20 protein-coding genes are annotated in these 21,087 nt (G+C 73.9%); 19 read left to right on the top strand and 1 reads right to left on the bottom strand.

Features of this window, described 5'->3' with window-relative positions; genetic code table 11:
- The first annotated feature begins 234 nt into the window (after positions 1-234).
- The 8 genes from ACQUFX_RS10745 to ACQUFX_RS10710 all read left to right on the top strand — a co-directional run bounded on the left by ACQUFX_RS10745 (position 235) and on the right by ACQUFX_RS10710 (position 10,237).
- A complete protein-coding gene (locus ACQUFX_RS10745; protein ID WP_428965856.1) occupies positions 235-1,179 on the top strand; it encodes an ABC transporter substrate-binding protein in 945 nt (314 codons plus the stop codon).
- Complete coding sequence (locus ACQUFX_RS10740; RefSeq protein WP_428965855.1) at positions 1,176-2,048, top strand: ABC transporter ATP-binding protein; 873 nt, start codon at positions 1,176-1,178, stop codon at positions 2,046-2,048. Before ACQUFX_RS10745 ends, ACQUFX_RS10740 begins: the two co-directional genes overlap by 4 nt.
- Positions 2,045-2,875 (top strand): ABC transporter permease, encoded by an 831-nt coding sequence (locus tag ACQUFX_RS10735; protein WP_428965854.1) that lies wholly within the window; start codon positions 2,045-2,047, stop codon positions 2,873-2,875. Before ACQUFX_RS10740 ends, ACQUFX_RS10735 begins: the two co-directional genes overlap by 4 nt.
- A gap of 65 nt (positions 2,876-2,940) precedes the next feature.
- On the top strand, positions 2,941-4,950 hold the full coding sequence (locus tag ACQUFX_RS10730) for a hydantoinase/oxoprolinase family protein (RefSeq protein ID WP_428965853.1): 2,010 nt from the start codon (positions 2,941-2,943) through the stop codon (positions 4,948-4,950).
- A 4-nt stretch (positions 4,951-4,954) separates the two neighbouring features.
- Positions 4,955-6,517 carry a class I adenylate-forming enzyme family protein gene (locus ACQUFX_RS10725; protein ID WP_428965852.1) on the top strand — a complete coding sequence of 521 codons (1,563 nt, stop codon included), beginning with the start codon at positions 4,955-4,957 and terminating at the stop codon, positions 6,515-6,517.
- Positions 6,517-7,875 carry an adenylosuccinate lyase gene (gene purB, locus ACQUFX_RS10720; RefSeq protein ID WP_428965851.1) on the top strand — a complete coding sequence of 453 codons (1,359 nt, stop codon included), beginning with the start codon at positions 6,517-6,519 and terminating at the stop codon, positions 7,873-7,875. Before ACQUFX_RS10725 ends, purB begins: the two co-directional genes overlap by 1 nt.
- Positions 7,872-8,621 (top strand): enoyl-CoA hydratase/isomerase family protein, encoded by a 750-nt coding sequence (locus tag ACQUFX_RS10715; protein ID WP_428965850.1) that lies wholly within the window; start codon positions 7,872-7,874, stop codon positions 8,619-8,621. Before purB ends, ACQUFX_RS10715 begins: the two co-directional genes overlap by 4 nt.
- A complete protein-coding gene (locus ACQUFX_RS10710; protein WP_428965849.1) occupies positions 8,618-10,237 on the top strand; it encodes a thiamine pyrophosphate-binding protein in 1,620 nt (539 codons plus the stop codon). Before ACQUFX_RS10715 ends, ACQUFX_RS10710 begins: the two co-directional genes overlap by 4 nt.
- Positions 10,238-10,260: 23 nt before the next feature.
- On the opposite strand, the gene ACQUFX_RS10705 is transcribed toward ACQUFX_RS10710, so the two are convergent.
- A complete protein-coding gene (locus tag ACQUFX_RS10705; RefSeq protein WP_428965848.1) occupies positions 10,261-11,085 on the bottom strand; it encodes an IclR family transcriptional regulator in 825 nt (274 codons plus the stop codon).
- 173 nt (positions 11,086-11,258) lie between these two features.
- On the opposite strand from ACQUFX_RS10705, the gene ACQUFX_RS10700 reads away from it, so the two are divergent.
- The 11 genes from ACQUFX_RS10700 to ACQUFX_RS10650 are packed head-to-tail and all read left to right on the top strand — an operon-like array spanning position 11,259 to position 21,008.
- Positions 11,259-13,277, top strand: coding sequence for a hydantoinase B/oxoprolinase family protein (locus tag ACQUFX_RS10700; RefSeq protein WP_428965847.1), 2,019 nt, complete (start codon positions 11,259-11,261; stop codon positions 13,275-13,277).
- On the top strand, positions 13,274-14,254 hold the full coding sequence (locus tag ACQUFX_RS10695) for a DODA-type extradiol aromatic ring-opening family dioxygenase (protein WP_428965846.1): 981 nt from the start codon (positions 13,274-13,276) through the stop codon (positions 14,252-14,254). Before ACQUFX_RS10700 ends, ACQUFX_RS10695 begins: the two co-directional genes overlap by 4 nt.
- On the top strand, positions 14,247-15,086 hold the full coding sequence (locus tag ACQUFX_RS10690; RefSeq protein WP_428965845.1) for a DODA-type extradiol aromatic ring-opening family dioxygenase: 840 nt from the start codon (positions 14,247-14,249) through the stop codon (positions 15,084-15,086). The genes ACQUFX_RS10695 and ACQUFX_RS10690 overlap by 8 nt, the downstream gene beginning before the upstream one ends.
- Positions 15,087-15,095: 9 nt before the next feature.
- On the top strand, positions 15,096-15,386 hold the full coding sequence (locus ACQUFX_RS10685) for a BMC domain-containing protein (RefSeq protein WP_067363338.1): 291 nt from the start codon (positions 15,096-15,098) through the stop codon (positions 15,384-15,386).
- A gap of 22 nt (positions 15,387-15,408) precedes the next feature.
- Positions 15,409-15,735, top strand: a complete 327-nt coding sequence (locus tag ACQUFX_RS10680; protein ID WP_067363335.1) for a BMC domain-containing protein — start codon at positions 15,409-15,411, stop codon at positions 15,733-15,735.
- Positions 15,735-15,992, top strand: coding sequence for a EutN/CcmL family microcompartment protein (locus tag ACQUFX_RS10675; RefSeq protein WP_067363332.1), 258 nt, complete (start codon positions 15,735-15,737; stop codon positions 15,990-15,992). Before ACQUFX_RS10680 ends, ACQUFX_RS10675 begins: the two co-directional genes overlap by 1 nt.
- Positions 15,993-16,008: 16 nt before the next feature.
- Positions 16,009-17,517, top strand: a complete 1,509-nt coding sequence (locus ACQUFX_RS10670) for a 2-hydroxymuconic semialdehyde dehydrogenase (protein WP_428965844.1) — start codon at positions 16,009-16,011, stop codon at positions 17,515-17,517.
- Positions 17,514-18,308 carry a 2-keto-4-pentenoate hydratase gene (locus ACQUFX_RS10665; protein WP_428965843.1) on the top strand — a complete coding sequence of 265 codons (795 nt, stop codon included), beginning with the start codon at positions 17,514-17,516 and terminating at the stop codon, positions 18,306-18,308. Before ACQUFX_RS10670 ends, ACQUFX_RS10665 begins: the two co-directional genes overlap by 4 nt.
- Entirely contained in the window at positions 18,305-19,240 is a 936-nt protein-coding gene (locus ACQUFX_RS10660) for an acetaldehyde dehydrogenase (acetylating) (RefSeq protein WP_428965842.1), read from the top strand. Before ACQUFX_RS10665 ends, ACQUFX_RS10660 begins: the two co-directional genes overlap by 4 nt.
- Entirely contained in the window at positions 19,237-20,280 is a 1,044-nt protein-coding gene (dmpG, locus tag ACQUFX_RS10655) for a 4-hydroxy-2-oxovalerate aldolase (RefSeq protein ID WP_428965841.1), read from the top strand. Before ACQUFX_RS10660 ends, dmpG begins: the two co-directional genes overlap by 4 nt.
- Entirely contained in the window at positions 20,277-21,008 is a 732-nt protein-coding gene (locus tag ACQUFX_RS10650; RefSeq protein ID WP_428965840.1) for a 2-keto-4-pentenoate hydratase, read from the top strand. The genes dmpG and ACQUFX_RS10650 overlap by 4 nt, the downstream gene beginning before the upstream one ends.
- Positions 21,009-21,087: the final 79 nt, after the last annotated feature.

The following is a 21,087-nucleotide window of genomic DNA, read 5'->3' as shown; positions in this document are numbered from 1 at the left end:
AAATTCGGATTCGCCGTACCAAGGGGGTTGTTCAGGTACTTCATCGGTGTTGCCTCCTCCACGGGTGGTGAGGGAGATGGGGAGACCCGGGCGAGTCTGCCTACTCTCTGTGTCGAGGGGTGGGAGTCGCGAGGCTCTTGACCTGTGAACTGGCTCGCAGTAGCGTCCCACATTAAGCAACCAAGACCACAATATGAGCCGCGCAAGTCTGGGGTAGCCATGAGAATGCGAGCGATGCGGGCCGCAGCCGCAGCCCTGCTGATGACCGTCGCCGTGGCGGCGTGCGCCGAGAACCAGTCCCCGGGGGAGTCCGGCGGTGACGGCGCCCCCTCCGTCGCCGTCACCTTCGGCGTCGGTGTCGACCCGGCCTACTCGCCCATCTACCTGGCCGACCAGGAGAAGCTGTTCCAGCAGGCCGGTCTCGACGTCACCGTCACGCAGTACCAGGAGGGCACCGGCGGCCTCGACGCGATCCTGGCCAAGCAGGGCCAGGTCACCGCCAGCACCGAGTCGAGCCTGCTCAACCGGGCCACCCGGGGCGACATCCGGGGTCTCGCGGTCTTCTCCCAGTCGCCGAGCTTCATCAAGCTGGTCGCCCGGTCCGGCATCACCGACGTCGCCGGCATCAAGAAGTACGGCGTCGTCCCCGGCACGGTGAACGAGTACGCCACCAACAAGGTGCTCGACAGCCGCAACATCAGCCGGGACTCCGTCGAGTTCGTCAACGCCTCGCCCGCCGAGATGCCGGCGCTGCTGCAGCGCGGCGACGTCGACGGCTACATCATGTGGGAGCCGTGGCCCTCGCGCGGCGTCGGCAACGGCGGCAAGATCCTGCTGACCAGCGGCGAGATCGGCTACGTCTACAACCTCGTGATCGGCGTCGACGGCGCCTGGTACGAGGCCAACCAGGAGACGGCCAAGAAGGTCGTCGCGACGATCGGCCAGGCGTGCGAGCAGCTCACCGCCGACCCGGCCAAGGCCGGCACGGTGACCGAAGCCGCGATCAAGGTACCGGCGGCCGAGGCGCAGACCCTCCTGGAAGGGGTGCAGTGCCAGGTCCGTGACTTCACCGACGAGGACATCCAGCGCTACGACGAGATCGCCCAGTTCCAGCAGGACAGCGGGATCGTCACGCAGAAGGCCGACGCGGCGACCGTCATGGTCAGGGGAGTGGCGTGACCGGCGCCGGCTCCCCGGTGTCCGTCCGGGACGTCGACATCCGGTTCGGTGACTTCGTGGCGGTCCACCAGGCGAACCTGGACATCGCCGCCGGGGAGTTCGTCTGCCTGCTCGGGCCGAGCGGCTGCGGCAAGTCCACGCTGCTCAACGCGATCGCCGGCTTCGTCACCCCGGCCGGTGGGGAGGTGACCTGCGCGGGTGCGCGGGTCACCGGCCCGGACGTCTCGCGCGGCGTGGTGTTCCAGAGCGCCGAGGCACTCTTCCCCTGGCTGACCGTCCGGCAGAACGTCGACTTCGGGCCCCGGATGCGCGGCGTCGGCAAGGCGCAACGCGCCGCCGCCGTGGACCAGTACCTGGCCATGGTCGGGCTCGGCCACAGCGCCGACCGGTTCCCGGGTCAACTGTCCGGCGGCATGCGCCAGCGGGCGCAGTTGGCCCGGGTCCTGGCCAACGAGCCGTCGGTCGTCCTGATGGACGAACCGTTCGGCGCGCTGGACGCGCAGACCCGACTGGTGATGCAGGTCGAACTCGACCGGATCTGGCGGGAGACCGGAGCGACGATCGTCTTCGTCACGCACGACATCGGCGAGGCGATCCTGCTCGGCGATCGCATCGTCACGATGACCGCCGGACCGTCGGCGGCGATCAAGAACGTCTACCCGTGCGACCTGCCCCGGCCCCGGGACCTCACCGATCCGGCGAGCGCCGCGCTCTTCCGCCACCTGCGCGAGGACATCGGCGCCGAGGTGGCCCGCACCCTGCGGGCCCAGGGCCTGGACGACGGGCACGACGGCCGCCGGACCGACGGCCCGGCGAGCGGCGACCCCGGGGCCCGGTCGGCCGGCGGGGACAGGAAGGCACTGCGATGAGCGTGGACGTCCGTACCGTTCCGGAGAAGGTCGGCCGGGCCGGGCCCGGCCCGGCCCGGCGGCGCAGGAGCCGGCCCCGGCTGACCCGGGTCGGGCTGTCGGTCCTGTCGGTGGTGCTCGGCATCGCCCTCTGGGACCTGGTCAGCCGCAACTACACAGCGTTCTTCCTGCCCTCGCCGATGCTCACCTGGCAGGGCGCGGTCGAACTGGTCCGCGACGGCACGCTGTGGAGTTCGGTCAGCGCCTCGTCGACCCGGATCCTGACCGGCTGGGCGCTCGGCGTCGTGATCGGCGTACCGGTCGGGCTGCTGATGGGGTGCGTGCCGTGGCTGCGGCTGATGCTGGACCCGTACATCCAGTTCTTCCGGTTCGTGCCGCCGATCGCCTTCGTCACGCTGGCGATCATCTGGCTCGGCCCGGGTGAGGCGTCGAAGGTCGCCCTGATCTTCTACACCACGGTCTTCATCGTGGCGCTGAACACCCTCGCCGGGGTCCTCTCCGTCGACGAGCTGCGGCTGCGGGCGGCCCGGGCGCTCGGCGCCAGCCCGGCCCGCACCCTGGTCTCGGTGGTGCTGCCCTCCACCGTGCCGCACGTGGTGACCGGTGCCCGGCTGGCCATGGGCAACTCGTTCCTGACGATCGTCTCCGCCGAGATCGTGGCGGCGCAGAGCGGCCTCGGATCGCTGATCTGGACCGCCCGCAACTACGCCAAGACCGAGTGGGTCTTCGTCGGCATCATCGCCCTCGGCCTGCTCGGCTACCTCTTCGACTGGATCCTGCGGGCCGTCACCAGCAGGACCCTGCGCCGCTACGGCGTCACCTTCTAGCCCGCCCCGGCGGGCCGGCCCGGCCGCCCGCGACCAGCGCGCCCACCACTACCGAAAGGCTCGCCATGCTGTGCATCGGCGTCGACATCGGTGGCACCTTCACCGACGTCATCGTGTACGAGCCGGCCACCGCCCGGCTCGCCGAGGCCAAGACCCTGTCCACCCCGGACGACCCGGCCGAGGCCATCTTCGAGGGGCTGGCCAAGCTCGGCGTCCGCCTCGACGAGGTCGACCGCTTCGTCCACGGCACCACCCGGGTCACCAACGCGCTGCTGGAGGGCTCCGGCGAGCCGGTCAGCGTGGTCGCCACCGAGGGTTTCCGCGACGTGCTCGAGATGGGGTTGGGGCACCGGCCGCAGCTCTACAGCGTCAAGGAGACGGGGCGGACGCCGCTGGCCCCGCGCCGGCTGCGGCATGTGCTGCGGGAGCGCATCGGCGCCGACGGGAGCGTGGTCCGGTCGCTGGACCCGGCCGACCTGGACGCCGTGCTGGACCGGGTGGCCGCCGCCGGGCCGACCGCCGTCGCGGTGTGCCTGCTGCACTCGTACCGCAATCCGGCGCACGAGCGGGCCGCGGCGTCCCGGCTCGCCGAGCGGTACCCCGGCCTGGTCTGCACCATCTCCTCCGACGTGGTGCCGGAGCAGGGCGAGTACGAGCGCTTCGCGACCACCGTGCTCAACGCCAGCGTCCGCTCCACGGTCGCCGACTACCTGCGCGGGCTCGGCACCGCGCTCGCGGCCGGCGGCTACGCCCACCCGCTGTCGATCATGACCAGCAGCGGCGGGGTCGTCTCCACCAACGAGGCCGGCCGGCTGCCGATCAACCTGGCCCTGTCCGGTCCGGCCGGCGGGGTCGCCGCCAGCGTCCACGTCGCCGGGCTGGCCGGCTACCCCAACGTGATCACCTGCGACATCGGCGGCACCAGCACCGACGTCTGCCTGATCAAGAACGGCGCCCCGTTGATGACCAACGACGGGACGATCGCCGGGTACCCGAACCGTACCTTCCAGGTCGAGATCAACACGATCGGCGCCGGCGGTGGCTCGATCGCCTGGCGGGACCTGGGCGGTGAGCTGCGGATCGGGCCGCGCAGCGCCGGTTCGACCCCCGGCCCGGCCGCGTACGGCCGGGGCGGCACCGAGCCGACCACCACCGACGCGCACCTGGTCGTCGGCCACCTCGACCCGCAGGAGAGCCTCGGCGGCGAGGTCCGGCTCGACGTCGACGCCGCCCGCGCCGCCGTCGGCCGGCTCGCCGCCGAGTTCGGCCTCGACGACCTGGAACTCGCCCACGGCATCCTCACCATCGCCACGGTCAAGATGACCAGCGCGATCAAGGAGATCTCGGTCGCCTGCGGCCACGACCCCCGCGACTTCGTGCTGATGCCGTTCGGCGGCGCCGGCCCGATGCACGCCACCGCGCTCGCCGACGAACTCGGCATCCGCCGGGTGCTCGTGCCACCGGTCCCCGGCAACTTCTCCGCGCTCGGTTTCGTCACCGCCCAGGCCCGGCACGACTACGTGCGGACCGTGCTGGTGCCGGCCGACGAGGCCGGGCTGGCGGCGGTGCGCGCCGTCGTCGCCGACCTGCGCGACGCGGCGCGGGCACAGCTCAAGGCGGAGGACGGCGTCGAGCCCGACCAGGTCAGCTTCGCCCTGTCGGTCGGCATGCGGTTCCGGGGCCAGAGCTTCGACCTGGCCGTCCCCGTGGCCGACCTGCCGTCGACCACCGAGGAGCTGGTGGCGGCGTTCCACACCGCCTACGCCGAACGGTACGCCTACGCCCGCTCCGGACACCCGGTCGAGATCGTCAACTGCCGGCTGACCGCCTTCGGGCCCCGGCCCGCCGTGCGGTTCACCGCCCCGGCCGGCGGCGCGCCGGAGCCGGACCGGACCCGGATCTACGGTCCGGCCGGCTGGGTCGACGCCACCGTCTGGCGCCGCGCCGACCTGGCCCCCGGCGCTACGGTGCCCGGCCCGGCCGTCGTCCGGGAGAACGGCAGCACCACCGTCGTCGGCGCCGGCTGGACCGCCGGGGTCGACGGCCACGGAAACCTGCTGCTCGTCCGGGAGTGACCAGGTGACCCCACCCGCCCTCGACGCCCTCGTCCTGGACCGCGCCGCCCGGCAGCCGGACCGGCCCCTCTACGCGTTCGACGAGGTGGCCGCCCCGGTGTCGGCCGGTGAGTTCGCCGACCTCGCCGGCCGGGGCGCGGCCGTGCTCGCCGCCCTCGGCGTGGGCCCCGGCGACCGGATCGCGGTGTGGGCCGAGAACGGGCTCGGCTGGCTGGTCCTGCTCGCCGCCGCGGCGTGGCGGGGCGCCGCGCTGGTGACCCTGCACCCCGGCCTGACCGTCCCGGAGCTGACCGCGGCCCTGGCCCGCAGTGCCCCCCGCCGGCTCTTCGTCGCCGACCGGGTCCGCGACCGCGACGGCCGGGCCACCGCCGCGCAGGCCGTCGCCGGGCTGCCGGCCGACGCCCGACCGGACGGCTGGCACGGCTACGGCGAGGACCTGTCCGGCCTGCCCGGCTGGACCGGCCCCGTGCCGGCCCCGGCCGGGCACCCGGACGCCACCCTGAACATCCAGTTCACGTCGGGCTCCACCGGCCCGGCGAAGATGGTCTCGCTCAGTGCCCGCAACCTGATCGCCAACGCGGAGTGGACGGCCGCCGCCGCCGGGCTCGGACCCGAGGACCGGATCGCCTCCCCGCTGCCCCTGGCCCACGCCGCCGGCCTCGGCAGCGGCGCGGTCCTGTCCCTGGTCACCGGCGCGTTGTGGGTGTCGGCGCGCCGGTTCCGCTCCGACCCGGTGCTGGCGCAGATCGCCCGGCACCGGTGCACCGTGGTGCAGGCCGTACCGACGATGGCGACGATGCTCGCCGACCGGGTCGAGGCCGACCCGGACCGGTTCGACCTGTCGGCGCTGCGGGTCGGGTTCCTCGGTGGCGCCCCGTGCGCCCCGGCGCTGCTGGAGCGGACCCGGCGGGTGCTCGGGCTGGACCGGATCGCGGTGGTCTACGGCCAGACCGAGGCCGGGCCGACGATCAGCGTCGACCCGGGTGACGGCCGCTGCGGCCCGCCCGGCGGCACCGTCGGCCGGATCGTGCCGGCCCTGTCCGCCATGGTGGTCGCCCCCGGCACCCGGACCCCGCTGCCCGCCGGCGAGCCCGGCGAGCTGCTCGTGCGGGGCGAGTCGGTGACCGTCGGCTACCTCGACGACCCGGCCGCCACCGAGGCGGCGATCACCGCCGACGGCTGGCTGCGCACCGGCGACCTCGGCGCGCTCGACGCCGACCGGGTCTTCACCCTCACCGGCCGGGTCAAGGAGTTGATCATCCGGGGCGGCGAGAACGTCAGCCCGGCCGAGGTGGAGGCGGCGCTGCTCGACGACCCGGCCGTCACCCAGGTCTGCGTCCTCGGCGTGCCGTCGCCGCGTTGGGGTGAGGAGGTCGGCGCGCTCGTCGTCGCCGCCCCGGGCGGCGAGCCCGACCCGGACCGGCTCGCCGGGCTCGCCGCCGCCCGGCTCGCCCGGCACAAGGTGCCGACGCTCATCCGGACGGTGCCGGCCCTGCCGCTGCTGCCGTCCGGCAAGGTCGACCGGCGGGCCGCGCTCGGCCTGCTCACCGGTGAGGGGGAGCGCTGATGCAGCTCGGATCATGTTTCCTGGACTCGCTGACCGTCACCAGCTTCTTCGGCAACGCCGAGATGCGCGGGGTCTTCAACGACCGGCAGCTCATGCAGTCCTGGCTCGACGTCGAGGCGGCCCTGGCCCGCGCCCAGGCGGGCCTCGGCATCATCCCGTCGGCGGCGGCCCAGGCGATCAGCGACACGGCCCGGCTCGACCGGCTCGACACCACCGTGCTCGCCGCCGACGCCGCCGACACCGTGCACCCGCTCGTGCCGCTGGTACGGGCGCTGACCGCCGCCTGCCCCGGCGACGCCGGCCGGTACGTGCACCTCGGCGCGACCACCCAGGACGTGATGGACACCGGGTTCGTGCTGCGCGCCCGGGCCGGCCTGGACATCGTCGCGCGCCAGGTCGACGAGCTGGTGCGCATCCTGCGCCGGCTCGCGCTGCGGCACCGCACCACGCCGATGCCGGCCCGCACGCACGGGCAGCAGGCGCTGCCGACCACGTTCGGGCTGCGCTGCGCGGTGTGGCAGAGCGAGCTGCAACGGCACCGCTCCCGGCTGGCCCAGATGCGTGGCCGGCTGCTGGTGACCAGCATGGGCGGGGCCGCCGGCACGATGGCCGGGTACGGCCCGCAGGCGTTCGCGGTCGAACGCGCCGTCGCCGCCGACCTCGGTCTCGGCGTGGCCGACACCCCGTGGCACGCCACCTCGGACCGGTTCGCCGAGTGCCTGATGGTCCTCGGGCTGGTCGCCGCCAGCGCCGAGAAGCTGGCCCGGGAGATCTACTTCCTCGGCCGCACCGAGGTCGGCGAGGCGTACGAGCCGCAGCGGGCCACCCAGGTCGGCAGCAGCACCATGCCGCACAAGCGCAACCCGATCCGGTGCGAGGCGGTCATCGCCGCCGCCGGCACGCTGCGCGCCCAGGTACCGCTGGCGTTGCAGACCATGGTCGCCCAGGACGACCGGGACATGGGCGTCGGCATGACGCTGTGGAAGCTGCTGCCGGAGTGCTTCATCCTCGTCGGCGGCGCCCTGGAACGGCTGGTGGAGGTCTTCGGCGACCTGGGCGTCAACCCGGACCGGATGCGGTCCAACCTGGACCTCACCGGCGGCCTGGTCCTCTCCGAGGCGGTCATGCTGCGCCTGGCCGGCCCGCTCGGCCGCGAGCAGGCCCACCACCTGGTGATGCGGATCGTCCGCGACAGCCTGGAGCAGGGCAGGCCGTTCGCCGAGATGCTGCGCGCCGACCCGCAGGTGGCCGCCGCCCTGCCCGGCGCCGACCTGGCCGGGCTGCTCGACCCGCTGTCGTACGTCGGCCACGCCGCCGCGCTGGTCGACCGGGCCCTACTCACCTCGGAGTCACCATGACCGACGAGCAGTCCGTGCTGCTGCACCGCACCGGGCGGCTGGCCCGGGTGACCCTCAACCGGCCGCACCGGCGCAACAGTTTCGACCTGGCGATGCTCGCCCGGTTCGAGGACGTCCTGCACGACCTGGGTCGGGACCACGACGTCGAGGTCGTGGTGCTCACCGGCGAGGGTACGGCGTTCTGCGCCGGCACCGACCTGCACGAGCTGGCCGGCCTGGACGCCGGGACCACCATGCACGTCCAGCGGCGCACCGCCGAGCTGGTGGAGCGCTGGTACCGGCTGGAGCAGACCACGGTCACCGCCTTCAACGGCCCGGCGATCGGTTCCGGGGCCGTGCTGGGGCTCGCCAGCGACCTGCGGGTGGCCGCCGACCCGGCGTTCTTCACCTTCCCCGAGGTGACCTTCGGCATCCCGTTGACCTGGAGCGGCATGGCGATCCTCGCCGACCTGGTCGGCGCCGACCTGGCCAAGCGGTGGCTGCTGCTCGGCGAGCGGATCGACCCGGCCGAGATGCTCGCCCTGCGCCTGGTCACCCGGGTGGTCGACGTGGACGGGCTGCCGGCGGCCGTCACCGGCGTCGTCGACCGGCTGCTGGCCACCTCGGCGGTGGGCCGGTCGATGACCAAGCGGGCGGCCCGGCTGGCCGGCCCACGGTTCGACGCCGTCGCCACCGACTCCTACCTCGGCGCGCTGAGCGTGGCGCTGCGTCCGCCCGGCGACTACCTCGACCGGGGCGGACGGTGAGGGTCTTCGAGGCGATCGCCGACGCCGTCGTGGCGCACGGCGTCGACACCGTCTTCGGCCTGCTCGGCGACGCCAACATGTTCCTGGTCGCGGACCTGGTCGAGCGGCACGGCGTCCGGTTCGTCGCGGCCCGCAACGAGAACGCCGCGGTGATGATGGCCGACGGGTACGCCCGCACGACCGGCCGGTGCGCGGTGGCCACGGTCACCCAGGGGCCGGGGCTGGCGGTGGCCGGGGCGGCGTTGACGATCGCCCGGCAGGCCCGTACCCCGTTGGTGCTGATCGCCGGGGACACCCCGCCCGGCGACCCGTGGCACGTGCAGAGCTTCGACCAGCAGCCGTACGCCCTGGCCACGGCGGGCACGTTCCTGCCGGTGGCCACCGCCGGGACCGCCGTACGCGACGTGGGGCGGGCGTTCCGGGCGGCCCGGGAGCTGCCCGGCCCGGTGGTGCTGAACGTGCCGATCGACCTGCAGGACGAGCCGGTGCCGGCCGCTGCGGCCACCGTGCCGCCGGCGGTGCCCCGTCCACCGGGTCCGCTCGTCCCGGATCCCGCCGACGTCGCGGCGCTCGCCGGGCGGCTGCGGTCGGCACGCCGGCCGGTGCTGCTCGCCGGCCGGGGTGCGGAGCCGGCCGCCGACGCGCTCCGGGACCTGGCCGACCGGGCCGACGCCCTGCTCGCCACCACCCTGATGGCCGCCGGGCTGTTCACCGGCCACCCGTACGACCTCGGGGTGGCCGGCGGGCTGGCCCGGCCGCTGACCCGGCGGGTGCTGGCCGGGGCGGACCTGGTGGTCACCTTCGGCGCCGGCCTGAACCGGTGGACGGCCGACCACGGCGCACTCTTCCCGGACGCGACGGTGGTCGGCGTCGACGTCGACCCGGCCGCCATCGGCGCGCGCTGGCCGGTGGCCGCCGGGGTGGTCGGCGACGCCGGTGAGACCGCGCGTGCGGTGTCGGCGCTGCTGGCCCCGGTCTCGCGGCCGGACTGGCGCAGCCCGGACCTGGCCGCCGAGCTGGCGGCGGCGGACCCCTTCGCCGACCTGCCCGTCGGGTCCCCGGGGGACGCGATCGACCCCCGGGCCTTCATGCGGATCTGCGCCGGCCGGCTGCCCCGTGGGCGCACCACCGTCGTCGGCGTCGGGCACTTCGGCGGCTGGCCGAACCTGCTGCTCGACTCGGTCGCCACCGACCGGTCGTTCGTCGCGCCGTGGGAGTTCGGCAGCATCGGTGTCGGGCTGCCGTTCGCGGTCGGCGCCGCCGTCGGCCGCCCCGACCGGCCGGTGGTCGCCTTCGAGGGCGACGGCAGCCTGCTCACCGGACTCGGTGAACTCGACACCCTGGCCCGGGTCGGCGCGCCGGTGCTGCTGGTCGTTCTCGACGACGCCGCGTACGGGGCGGAGGTGCGCAAGCTCGCCCCGCGCGGGGTGGACCCGGACCTGGCCCGGTTCCCCGGCCGGGACCTCGCCGCCGTGGCCCGCGCGCTCGGGGTGCCGGCGTGGACGGTCACCGACGAGGCGGGCGCGCGGGCGGCGTTCGACGCGGTGCTGCCGCTGACCGGCCCGGCGGTGCTGCACGTGCGGGTCCGCCCCGACGTGGTGCAGGAGCGGTTTTGACCGGTCGGCGGGCGTGGACCGGCTCAGTCGCCCCAGACCTCCCCGAAGCCGTACCCGAGCTGCCGGGACAGCTCGTCGGCGGTCCGGCGGGCGGCGCTGGCCAGCTCCACCACCCGGTCCCCGTCGACCCGGAAGATCGGGCCGGAGACGCTGATGGCGGCCGCGACCCGACCGTGACGGTCGTGGACCGGAGCGGCCACCACCCGCAGCCCCTCCTCGCTCTCCTGGTCGTTGAGCGCCCAGCCCTGCTCGCGGACGGTCGCCATCCGGGCGACGAACGTGTCGAGGTCGGTGATCGTGTGGCCGGTCAGGGCGGTGAACGGCGCGGTGGCCAGGGTGGCCCGCAGCGCGTCGTCGTCCTGCTCGATCAGCAGGGCCTTGCCGGCCGCGCTGCACCACAGCGGGATGCGCCGGCCGAGCCGGGAGACGAGTTGCAGGTTGCGGGTGCCCTGCACGACGTGGATGGAGATCGCGTCGAGGCCCTCCAGGACCGACAGGTTGACGCTCTCGCCCTCCTCCTCGGCCAGCCGGTGCACCAGCGGACGGGCGATGGTGTGCAGGTCGAGGCCGGCGAGGTACCGCGCGCCGAGCTCGAAGACGGCGACGCCGAGCCGGTAGTTGCCGTTCTCCTCGTTGCGCTGGAGGAAGCCGGCGTCGGCCAGCGCGCGGAACAGCCGGCTGGCGGTCGACTTGTGCAGGCCGAGTTCGCGGCTGACGTCGCTGACCTTGCGTTCGGTGTCGGTGCCGCGGAAGGCGAGCAGCACGCCGAGCGCGCGGTCCAGCGCCTGCGTGCCGGACTCGCGGGGGGCCGGCCCGTCGTCCGGGGCGGTGTCAGTGGCATACGACATCTTGCTTCCCACCTTCTCGGTTGCTAGGTTTCATAATATAACTCTAGGACCACATTATGGTCCACTTGCCGGGCCGGCGGCCCACCAGCCACCGGCCCACCGACAGATGGTCCACCCCAGGATGGTCCGTTCTCCCGCCACCGGGATCGAGCCGGAACCAGTGAGGCATCCGCATGACTGTGAACCCGATCGACCTGGAAGTCGTCACCGAAGGTCTCATCTCGATCGTCCGGGAGATGCGACAGACGATCTTCCGCACGGCGCACTCGCCGGTGATCGCCGACGCACAGGACTTCTCGTGCGCGTTGTTCGACCCGCAGGGACAGATGGTCGCCCAGGGCCGGGACATGCCCGGCCACGTCATCGCCATGCCGGCCTCGGTCGCCGAGATCTTCGCCGACTTCGCCGAGGAGATGCGCCCCGGTGACCTCTACATCGTCAACGACCCCTACCGGGGCGGCAGCCACCTCAACGACGTCACGCTGATCAGCCCGGTCTTCGTCGACGGGCAGCTCTTCCTCTTCCCCTGCGTGCGCATGCACTGGGCGGACATCGGCGGCATGACCCCGGGCAGCGTCTCCGGCCAGGCCACCGAGATCCTCCAGGAGGGGCTGCGGATCCCGCCGATCAAGCTGATCGAGCAGGGCCGGCCCAACCGTGCCGCGTACGACATCGTCTTCGCCAACGTCCGGATGGCCGACGAACGCCGTGGCGACCTGGAGTCCAGCGTCGCCGCCTGCCACACCGCCGAACGGCGGCTGCGCGAACTCGTCGCCCGGCACGGCACCGCCCTCGTCCACGAGTGCGTCGCCGCCAACATGGACCGCACCGAGCAGCGGCTGCGCGACATGATCCGGGCGCTGCCCGACGGCGCCTACCACTACGAGGACTACCTGGACCTCTACACCGACGGCCGGTACGACCCGGCCATCGTCCGCTGCCGGCTCACCGTCGACGGCGACGAGATCGACGCCGACTTCCGGGGCTCGTCGACCCAGGTCGCCGCCGTCGTCAACTCCTCCCGGGCGATGACCGTCGCCGGCGTCTTCATCGCCGTCAAGTCGGCCCTCGACCCCGGCGGGCTGGTCAACCACGGCGCCTTCCGGCCGCTGCGGGTGCACACCGAGCCCGGCACCGTCGTGCACGTCAGCTACCCCGCCCCGGCCAACGCGCACAGCGAGGTCCGCAAGCGGGTCATCTCCGCCGTGATGGCCGCCCTCAGCCAGGTGGCGCCCGACCTCGTCGCCGCCGACCAGTTCGGCACCACCTTCCAGAACCTCATCGGCGGTGTCGACGAGCACACCGGACGGCCCTACCTCTACTACGACTACCCGGCCGGCGGCAACGGCGGGTTCCTCGAGTCCGACGGCCCCAGCGCGATGAACCCCGTCGACCTCGGTGACATCTCGACCATCCAGTCCGTCGAACGGCTGGAGACCGAGATCCCGATCCTCGTCGACGCCTGTGAGCTGCGCACCGGCTCCTGCGGTGACGGCGCCCGCCGGGGCGGGCTCGGCAGCCGCCGCGAGACCCGCCTGCTGGCCAGCGGTGGCGCGTACTCGGTGCAGACCGACCGGACCACCGTCCCGCCGTACGGGCTGCGGCACGGCGGCCCCGGCGCACCCACCGTCACCCACGTCCGCCGGGCCGACGGCGAGCGCGTCGACTTCGCCACCCCCGGCAAGGTCGCCGGCTTCCCGATGCGCACCGGCGACGTCCTGGTGATGGAGTCCGCCGGCGGTGGCGGCTGGGGCGACCCGCTGGACCGGGCGCCCGAGGCCGTCGCCGAGGACGTGACCCAGGAGTACCTGACCGCCGCCGACGCCCGGGACCGCTACGGCGTCGTCCTCGACCCGGCGGGGCGGGCCGACCCGGCCGCGACCGCCGCCACCCGGCAGCGGCTGCGCGACGAACGGCGCTGGCTGCGCACCACCGTCACCACCCAGCCGGCCTACACCGGGCAGCGCGGCCAGCGGCGGCTGGCCTACGTCGCCCCCGGCAGCGGCCTCGCCGAGGACACCCTCGTCGAGGTGCACGGCGGACACCCGGCCCCGCTGCGGGCCTGGATCCGGCACGACGCGGCACTGGCCGCGGACGAACTCGCCCTCGACGACGACGGGCTGCAGATTCTCGGCACCGCCCCGCAGGACCGCTCCTACGTGCGGGTGCTCGCCGGGGGAGGACGGTCATGAGCAGAGTCTTCCGGGTGCCGCTGGCCCCGATCCGTGGCGGCGCCACCACCGCGCCGCGCACCCCGGCGCCGCCCCCGGCGTCGACGCGGCCCGGCATCGTGGCCGGCTGCCTCAGCCCCCACCCGCCCCACCTGATCTACGGGGAGAACCCGCCGCAGAACGAGCCCCGTTCCACCGGCGGCTGGGAGACCCTGCGCTGGGCGTACGAGCGGCTGCGCGCCCGCATCCGCGAGGTGCACAAGCCGGACGTGCTCATCGTGCACGCCCCGCACTGGATCACGATGGTCGGCCACCACGTCAACTGCGTACCGAACCCGCGCGGCCTCTCCGTCGAGCCGATCTTCCCGCACCTGTTCCGCTACCGGTACGACTTCCGTACCGACGTCGAGCTCGGTGAGGCGATCGCCGACGAGGCCAGCGGTCTGGGCCTGGTCACCCGCAAGCTGCGCGACCCCCGGGTCCGCGTCGACTACGCCACCATCGGCGCCCTGCACCTGGCCAACCCGGCCTGGGACATCCCGGTGGTCTCCCTGTCGGCCAACAACAACCCGTACTTCTACTCCGACGCGTCGCTGACCGAGATGGAGGTCCTCGGCGAGGCCACCCGCCGGGCCGTCGAGGCCACCGGCCGCCGGGCCGTGCTGCTCGCCTCCAACTCCCTGTCCCACCTGCACTGGCACGAGGAACCCGAGCTGCCCGAGGACATGGAGCGGGAACACCCGTACAACAACCACCAGTACCGGTGGGACATGAAACTGCTCGAGGCGATCCGGCGCGGCCCCACCGCCCCGCTGCGCGACCTGATCCCCGAACACATCGAGGCGACCGCCTCGGAGACCAAGGCCGGCAGCCTCACCTGGATGCTCGCCGCGATGGGCTGGCCCAAGGTCGCCGGCGACGTGCTCGGCTACGGCACGATCATCGGCACCGGCAACGCGATCGTGGAGTGGCTGCCCGAGGGGAGCCACCATGGCTGACCGGACCGGAATCGTCGCCGGGGCGCTGCTGCCCGGCATGCCGCACCTGCTCGCCGAGCACCCGGCGCCGAGCTGGTCGGCGCTGGCCGACGCGGCCCGCGACGTCGGCGCCCGGCTGCGCCGCCTCGAACCCGACGTGGTGCTGCTGCTGTCGACGCAGTGGTTCACCGTCCTCGGCCACCAGTTCCAGTGCGACCCCAACCCGCGCGGCGAGCACGTCGACGAGAACTGGTACGCCTACGACTACGGGCTGCTCGACTACGACCTGCGCTTCGACGTCGACTTCACCGAACGCTGGGCCGACCGGGTCCAGGCCGGCGGGATGCAGGCCCGCCGGACCCGGTACGACGGGTTTCCGATCGACACCGGCACCATCGTCACCTCCGCCCTGCTCGACCCGGACCGCCGGCTGCGCTGGGCCCAGGTCTCCTGCAACCTGTACGCCGACGCCGACACCCTCGCCGACGTGGGCCGCGCCGGTGCCGCCGCCGCCCGCGACGCCGGCCTGCGCGCCGCCGTCGTCGTGGTGACCGGGATGTCCTCCGGCCTCATCCAGCAGTGGATCGAACCCGGCCAGGACCGCATCGGCGAGCCGGGCCACGACCAGTGGAACACCCGCGTCCTCGACCTGCTCACCGCCGGCAAGGTCGACGAGGTCCTCGCCGTCCGGGAGGACTTCGCCCGGCAGGCGCAGGCCGACAGCCAGTTCCGCGCCCTCGCGTTCGCCGCCGGCGCCGAGGCGACCACCGGGCCGGCGCACCTGCACGCGTACGGCCCGATCTGGGGCACCGGCGCCGCCGTCCTGTCCTGGAACCTGCCCGACCACCCCTAAGGAGAAACCATGCGGAACACCGCCGTGGGCTTCGTCGAGGCCGAAGGCTTCACCCCCATCTTCGACGCCGTCGACGCGATGGTGAAGGCCACCGAGGTCGAGGTGACCAAGGTCGTCCGGCTCGGCGGCGGCATCGTCGCCGTCGCCGTCCGGGGCGACCTGGCCACCGTCGAGGAGGCCGTCGACATCGGTGAGGAGACCGCGCGGGCCAAGAGCCGCTCGGTGCGCTCCATCGTCTTCGCGAGCCCCTGCGACGCCGTCAGCGCGCTGGCGGCCGACCCCCAACTCGTCGGCAACTGACAGCCGGTAAGGAGAACCAGACATGTCGTCCGACATCGCGATCGGAATCGTCGAGACCCGGGGCGTGGTGGCCCTCTCGGCGGGCATCGAAGCCATGATCAAGACCGCCGACGTCCGGTGCGTCGGCGTCGAGCGGGTCACCAGCGGCTACCTCGCCGTCGCCGTCCGGGGCACCCTCGCCGCCGTGCGGCAGGCCGTCGCGGCCGGCGAGGCCGCCATCCGCGCCCACGGCGACCTGCGCAGCTCGCAGGTGTACCCGAAGCCCCACCCGACCACCGCCGCGCTGCTCGACAACCCGGACACCGCCCGGATCCGCGAGGTCATGGCCGGCCTGCGGGGAGAGGGCTGATGGTCCTCGGCGAGGTCGTCGGCAAGGTGTGGGCGGACCGCATCCTGACCCCGCTCCAGGGCCGGCGTCTCGTGCTGGTCCGGGTCCGGCCCGACGGCCCCGACCTGGTGGCCGTCGACCCGCTGAACGTCGGCGTCGGCACCACGGTCCTGGTCGTCACCGACGAGGCGGCGGCTGCGGTCACCGGTGAGGCCACCGTCGACGCGGCCGTGGTCGCCCTGGTCGCCGACGCGGACGTCGCACCCACCACCACCTGACCGGGAGGTACCCATCATGACCGGGCTCTGGTCCCCGACCCTGCTCGCCGGCCGGCCGGCCGGCGAGCCGACCGTGCTGCCGAACTACGTCGGCGGCCGGTTCGACACCTCCGGCCACCGGTTCGCCAAACGCTCCCCGGTCACCGGGGAGACCATCCGGTACGTGGCCGAGGCCGACGAGTCCACCGTCGACGCCGCCGTCGGCGCGGCGCGGGCCGCGGTGCGGGGGCCGTGGGGCCGGATGGGGGAGCGGGAACGGGCCGCGGTGCTGTACCGGGTGGCCGACGAACTGGAGCGCCGCTTCGACGACCTGGTGGCGGCCGAGGTCGGCGACACCGGCAAGTCGATCTCGCAGGCCCGGACGCTGGACATCCCCCGGGGCGCGGCCAACTTCCGGGCGTTCGCGGAGATCGTGTCGACGACGCCGACGGAGTCGTTCACGACCGTCACCCCAACCGGCGGCCGGGCGCTGAACTACGCGGTGCGCAAGCCGGTGGGGGTGGTGGCGGTGATCGTGCCGTGGAACCTTCCGCTGCTGCTGCTGACCTGGAAGGTGGCACCGGCACTGGCCTGCGGCAACGCGGTGGTGGTGAAGCCGTCGGAGGAGACCCCGTCGTCGGCGACGCTGCTGGCGGAGGTGATGGCGGCCGCCGGGGTGCCCGACGGGGTCTTCAACGTCGTGCACGGGTTCGGGCCGGGGTCGGCGGGGGAGTTCCTCACCCGGCACCCGGGGGTGGACGCGATCACGTTCACCGGGGAGTCGGCGACCGGCGGGGCGATCATGCGGGCGGCCGCCGACGGGGTGAAGGCGGTCTCGTTCGAGCTGGGCGGCAAGAACGCCGGCCTGGTCTTCGCCGACGCCGACCTGGACGCCGCCGTCGCGGGCTCGGTGCGATCCAGCTTCACCAACGGCGGCCAGGTGTGCCTGTGCACGGAACGGCTGTACGTGCAGCGGCCGGTCTTCGACGAGTTCGTGGCCCGGCTGGCGGCCCGCGCGGACGAGATGGCGTACGGGTGGCCCGCCGACGAGACCATCGGCACCATGCCGCTGATCTCGCACCAGCACCGGGAGAAGGTGCTGGGCTACCACGACCTGGCCCGCGCCGAGGGCGCGACCGTGCTGGCCGGCGGGGGAGTGCCGGAGTTCGGGGACGGCCGCGACGGTGGCGCGTACGTGCGGCCCACGGTCTGGACCGGGCTGGGGCCGGACGCCCGGGTCAACCGGGAGGAGGTCTTCGGGCCGGTCTGCCACGTGGCGCCGTTCGACGACGAGGACGAGGCGTTCGCCCTCGCCAACGACAGTGAGTACGGCCTGGCCGCCACGGTGTGGACCCGGGACGTCGGCCGGGCGCACCGGGCCGGGCAGCGGCTCGACGCCGGGATCGTGTGGGTGAACACCTGGTTCCTGCGGGACCTGCGCACCCCGTTCGGCGGCGTGAAGGCGTCCGGGGTCGGCCGGGAGGGCGGCACCCACTCACTGGACTTCTATTCGGAACTCACCAACGTCTGTGTGGATCTCTCATGACTGATGTGGCTCGGGCGGCGGACCTGCTGCGCGCGGCGTACGAGACCCGGACGCCGGTCCCGCCGGTACGGGGTGACCTGGTCCCGGTCGGGGACGTCGACACCGCGTACGCGGTGCAGCAGGCGCAGGTCGCCGACTGGGTGGCGGCCGGCCGGCGTCGGGTCGGTGCGAAGATCGGGTTGACGTCGGCCGCGGTGCAGCAGACGTTCGGGGTCTACCAGCCGGACTTCGGGGTGCTCTTCGCCGACATGGCGGTCCCCGACGGCGCCGAGGTCGACCCGGGCCGGCTGCTGCAACCGAGGGTGGAGGCCGAGGTCGCGTTCGTGCTCGGCGCCGACCTGCCGCACGAGCGGGTGACGGTGGCCGACGTGGTCCGGGCCACCGACCACCTGCTGCCCGCCATCGAGGTGGTGGACTCGCGCATCGCCGGCTGGGACATCTCGATCGTGGACACGGTCGCGGACAACGCCTCGTCCGGCCTGTTCGTGCTCGGTAACCAGCCGCGCCGGCTGGCGGACGTGGACCTGCGGCTGGCCGGCATGGTGCTGGAACACGCCGGTGAGCCGGTGTCGGTCGGTGCCGGCGCGGCGTGCCTGGGCAACCCCGTGCACGCCGTCGCGTGGCTCGCCGGCACCCTCGCCGCCGCCGGCACCCCGCTGACCGCCGGCGACGTGGTGCTGTCGGGGGCGCTCGGCCCGATGGTGCCGGTCACCGCCGGGGCGGGATACGAGGCGCGGATCTCCGGCCTGGGGTCGGTCCGGGTCTGCTTCGGCGCGAAGGAGGAGGCGTGAGCACGGGTGTGGCGGTGATCGGATCGGGCAACATCGGCACCGACCTGATGATCAAGGTGTTGCGGCTGTCGGAGTCGTTGCGGATGGTGGCGATGGTCGGTGTCGACCCGGCCTCCGACGGACTCGCGCGGGCCCGCCGGCTCGGCGTGGCCACCACCGCCGAGGGCATCGACGGGCTGCTGGCGATGCCGGAGTTCGCCGACGTGCGGGTGGTCTTCGACGCGACCTCGGCGGGCGCGCACCGCCGGCACGCGGACCTGCTGCGCGGGCACGGCCGGCTGGTGGTGGACCTGACCCCGGCCGCCGTCGGGCCGTACGTGGTGCCGCCGGTCAACCTCGACGAGCACCTCGGCGAGCCGAACGTGAACATGGTGACCTGCGGCGGTCAGGCCACCGTGCCCGTCGTCGCCGCGGTCGGGCGGGTGACCCCGGTGGCGTACGGGGAGATCGTGGCCTCGATCGCGTCGCGGTCGGCGGGGCCGGGGACCCGGGCGAACATCGACGAGTTCACCGAGACGACGGCGCGGGCGATCGAGGTGGTCGGTGGCGCCGGTCGGGGCAAGGCGATCATCGTGCTCAACCCGGCCGAGCCGCCGCTGCTGATGCGCGACACCGTGTACTGCCTCTGCCCCGACCGGGACCTCGACCGCGCCGCCGTCGCCGCCTCGGTCGAGGCGATGGTCGCCACCGTCGCCGAGTACGTCCCCGGCTACCGGCTCAAGCAGCGGGTGCAGTTCGACGACGTGTCCGGGCACGTACCGGCCCTCGGTGGGGAGTTCACCGGGGTGCAGGTGTCGGTCTTCCTGGAGGTCTCCGGGGCCGGGCACTACCTGCCGGCGTACGCCGGGAACCTGGACATCATGACGTCGGCCGCGCTGCGGACCGCGGAGCGGATGGTGGCGTCGCGGGCGGAGCGGGAGGCGCTGGCATGACCCTGTACATCCAGGACGTGACGTTGCGGGACGGGATGCACGCCGTCCGGCACCAGTTCACCGTCGAGCAGGTCCGGTCCATCGCCGCCGCGCTGGACGCGGCGGGGGTCGCCGCGATCGAGGTCGCGCACGGCGACGGCCTGGCCGGCTCCAGCGTCACCTACGGCCACGGCGCCGCGTCCGACGCGGACTGGATCGCCGCCGCCGCCGAGGCGGTCACCGACGCCCGGCTGACCACGCTGCTGCTGCCCGGCATCGGCACGATCGCGGACCTGAAGGCCGCCCGCGACCTCGGGGTGACCAGCGTCCGCGTCGCCACGCACTGCACGGAGGCGGACATCTCGGCGCAGCACATCGGCTGGGCCCGGGAGAACGGTATGGACGTCGCCGGGTTCCTGATGATGTCGCACATGAGCGATCCCGCGAGCCTGGCCGCGCAGGCGAAGCTGATGGAGTCCTACGGCGCCCACTGCGTGTACGTCACCGACTCCGGCGGCCGGCTGCTGATGCGCGACGTCGCCGACCGGGTCGACGCGTACCGGCAGGTCCTCGACGCCGACACCCAGATCGGCATCCACGCCCACCACAACCTGTCCCTCGGCGTGGCGAACAGCGTCGTCGCCGTCGAACACGGCACCACCCGGGTCGACGCGTCCCTGGCCGGGCACGGCGCCGGCGCCGGCAACGCGCCCCTGGAGGTCTTCGTCGCCGTCGCCGAACTCCACGGCTGGGAGCACGGCTGCGACGTGTTCGCGCTGATGGACGCCGCCGAGGAACTGGTCCGGCCGGTGCAGGACCGGCCGGTCCGCGTCGACCGGGAGACCCTGACCCTCGGCTACGCCGGGGTGTACTCGAGTTTCCTGCGGCACGCCGAACGGGCCTCGGAGCGGTACGGGGTCGACGTCCGCTCGATCCTGGTCGAGCTGGGCCGCCGCCGGATGGTCGGCGGGCAGGAGGACATGATCGTCGACGTCGCCCTCGACCTGGCCGCCACCACCGGCGGACAGGACCAGCGCACCACGACCGGAGAGGCCCGATGAACAGCACCGACCAGATCGCCGTACGCCTCGACGCGGCGGCGACCAGCCGTACCGCGGTCCCGCAGTTCGCCGCCGAGACCGGGCTGGACGTGCCCACCGCGTACCGCGTGCAGGAGGCCGTGGTCGCCCACCGCACGGGACGCGGCGAACGTCTCGTCGGGGTGAAGCTGGGGCTGACCAGCCGGGCCAAGATGGCGCAGATGGGCGTCGACGAGGTCATCTGGGGCCGGCTCACCGACGCCATGCGCCTGCCCGACGGCGGCACCCTCAGCCTCGCCGACCACATCCACCCGAAGGCCGAACCGGAGGTCGCCTTCCTCGTCGAGGGGGGTGCCATCGCGGCGGTCGCCCCGGCGCTGGAGGTCATCGACTCCCGCTACGTCGACTTCCGCTTCACCCTGCCCGAGGTGATCGCCGACAACACCTCGGCGAGCGGTTACGTCGTCGGCGCCTGGCAGCCGGTGCCGGACGGGATCGACAACCTCGGGGTGCTGCTGGAGGTCGACGGGCGCACCGTCCAGGTCGGCTCGACCGCCGCCATCCTCGGTGACCCGCGCCGGGCCCTGCCCGAGGCGGTCCGGCTGGCCGGCGCCAGCGGCGTCGACCTGACCGACGGCGCGGTCCTGCTCGCCGGCGCGGCGACGGCCGCCGTACCGCTGCGGGCCGGCGCCCACGTGCGGGCGACCGTCGAGAAGCTCGGCACCGTCTCCCTGCGGGTCGCGCCGTGACCGGCAGCAGCACGGCGGGCGACGCCGTGACCGGTGGCGACGCGGGCGGCACGGCGGCCGGTGGTAGCGCGGGCGGCGC

Source organism: Micromonospora fluostatini (assembly GCF_050410825.1).
In the GTDB taxonomy this organism is placed as follows: domain Bacteria; phylum Actinomycetota; class Actinomycetes; order Mycobacteriales; family Micromonosporaceae; genus Micromonospora; species Micromonospora rosaria.
Note: the sequence above shows the minus strand (reverse complement) of the source record. Positions and strands in the feature narration are given on the sequence as shown.

What these genes read in the sequence shown, in the direction of transcription:
- ACQUFX_RS10665 (WP_428965843.1), top strand. Translation starts at nt 17,514, where the DNA reads ATGACTGATGTGGCTCGGGCGGCGGACCTGCTGCGCGCGGCGTACGAG.
- ACQUFX_RS10735 (WP_428965854.1), top strand. Translation starts at nt 2,045, where the DNA reads ATGAGCGTGGACGTCCGTACCGTTCCGGAGAAGGTCGGCCGGGCCGGG.
- dmpG (WP_428965841.1), top strand. Translation starts at nt 19,237, where the DNA reads ATGACCCTGTACATCCAGGACGTGACGTTGCGGGACGGGATGCACGCC.
- ACQUFX_RS10670 (WP_428965844.1), top strand. Translation starts at nt 16,009, where the DNA reads ATGACCGGGCTCTGGTCCCCGACCCTGCTCGCCGGCCGGCCGGCCGGC.
- ACQUFX_RS10705 (WP_428965848.1), bottom strand. Translation starts at nt 11,085, where the DNA reads ATGTCGTATGCCACTGACACCGCCCCGGACGACGGGCCGGCCCCCCGC.
- ACQUFX_RS10715 (WP_428965850.1), top strand. Translation starts at nt 7,872, where the DNA reads ATGACCGACGAGCAGTCCGTGCTGCTGCACCGCACCGGGCGGCTGGCC.
- ACQUFX_RS10680 (WP_067363335.1), top strand. Translation starts at nt 15,409, where the DNA reads ATGTCGTCCGACATCGCGATCGGAATCGTCGAGACCCGGGGCGTGGTG.
- ACQUFX_RS10730 (WP_428965853.1), top strand. Translation starts at nt 2,941, where the DNA reads ATGCTGTGCATCGGCGTCGACATCGGTGGCACCTTCACCGACGTCATC.
- ACQUFX_RS10745 (WP_428965856.1), top strand. Translation starts at nt 235, where the DNA reads ATGCGGGCCGCAGCCGCAGCCCTGCTGATGACCGTCGCCGTGGCGGCG.
- ACQUFX_RS10690 (WP_428965845.1), top strand. Translation starts at nt 14,247, where the DNA reads ATGGCTGACCGGACCGGAATCGTCGCCGGGGCGCTGCTGCCCGGCATG.
- ACQUFX_RS10650 (WP_428965840.1), top strand. Translation starts at nt 20,277, where the DNA reads ATGAACAGCACCGACCAGATCGCCGTACGCCTCGACGCGGCGGCGACC.
- ACQUFX_RS10700 (WP_428965847.1), top strand. Translation starts at nt 11,259, where the DNA reads ATGACTGTGAACCCGATCGACCTGGAAGTCGTCACCGAAGGTCTCATC.
- ACQUFX_RS10695 (WP_428965846.1), top strand. Translation starts at nt 13,274, where the DNA reads ATGAGCAGAGTCTTCCGGGTGCCGCTGGCCCCGATCCGTGGCGGCGCC.
- ACQUFX_RS10685 (WP_067363338.1), top strand. Translation starts at nt 15,096, where the DNA reads ATGCGGAACACCGCCGTGGGCTTCGTCGAGGCCGAAGGCTTCACCCCC.
- ACQUFX_RS10675 (WP_067363332.1), top strand. Translation starts at nt 15,735, where the DNA reads ATGGTCCTCGGCGAGGTCGTCGGCAAGGTGTGGGCGGACCGCATCCTG.
- purB (WP_428965851.1), top strand. Translation starts at nt 6,517, where the DNA reads ATGCAGCTCGGATCATGTTTCCTGGACTCGCTGACCGTCACCAGCTTC.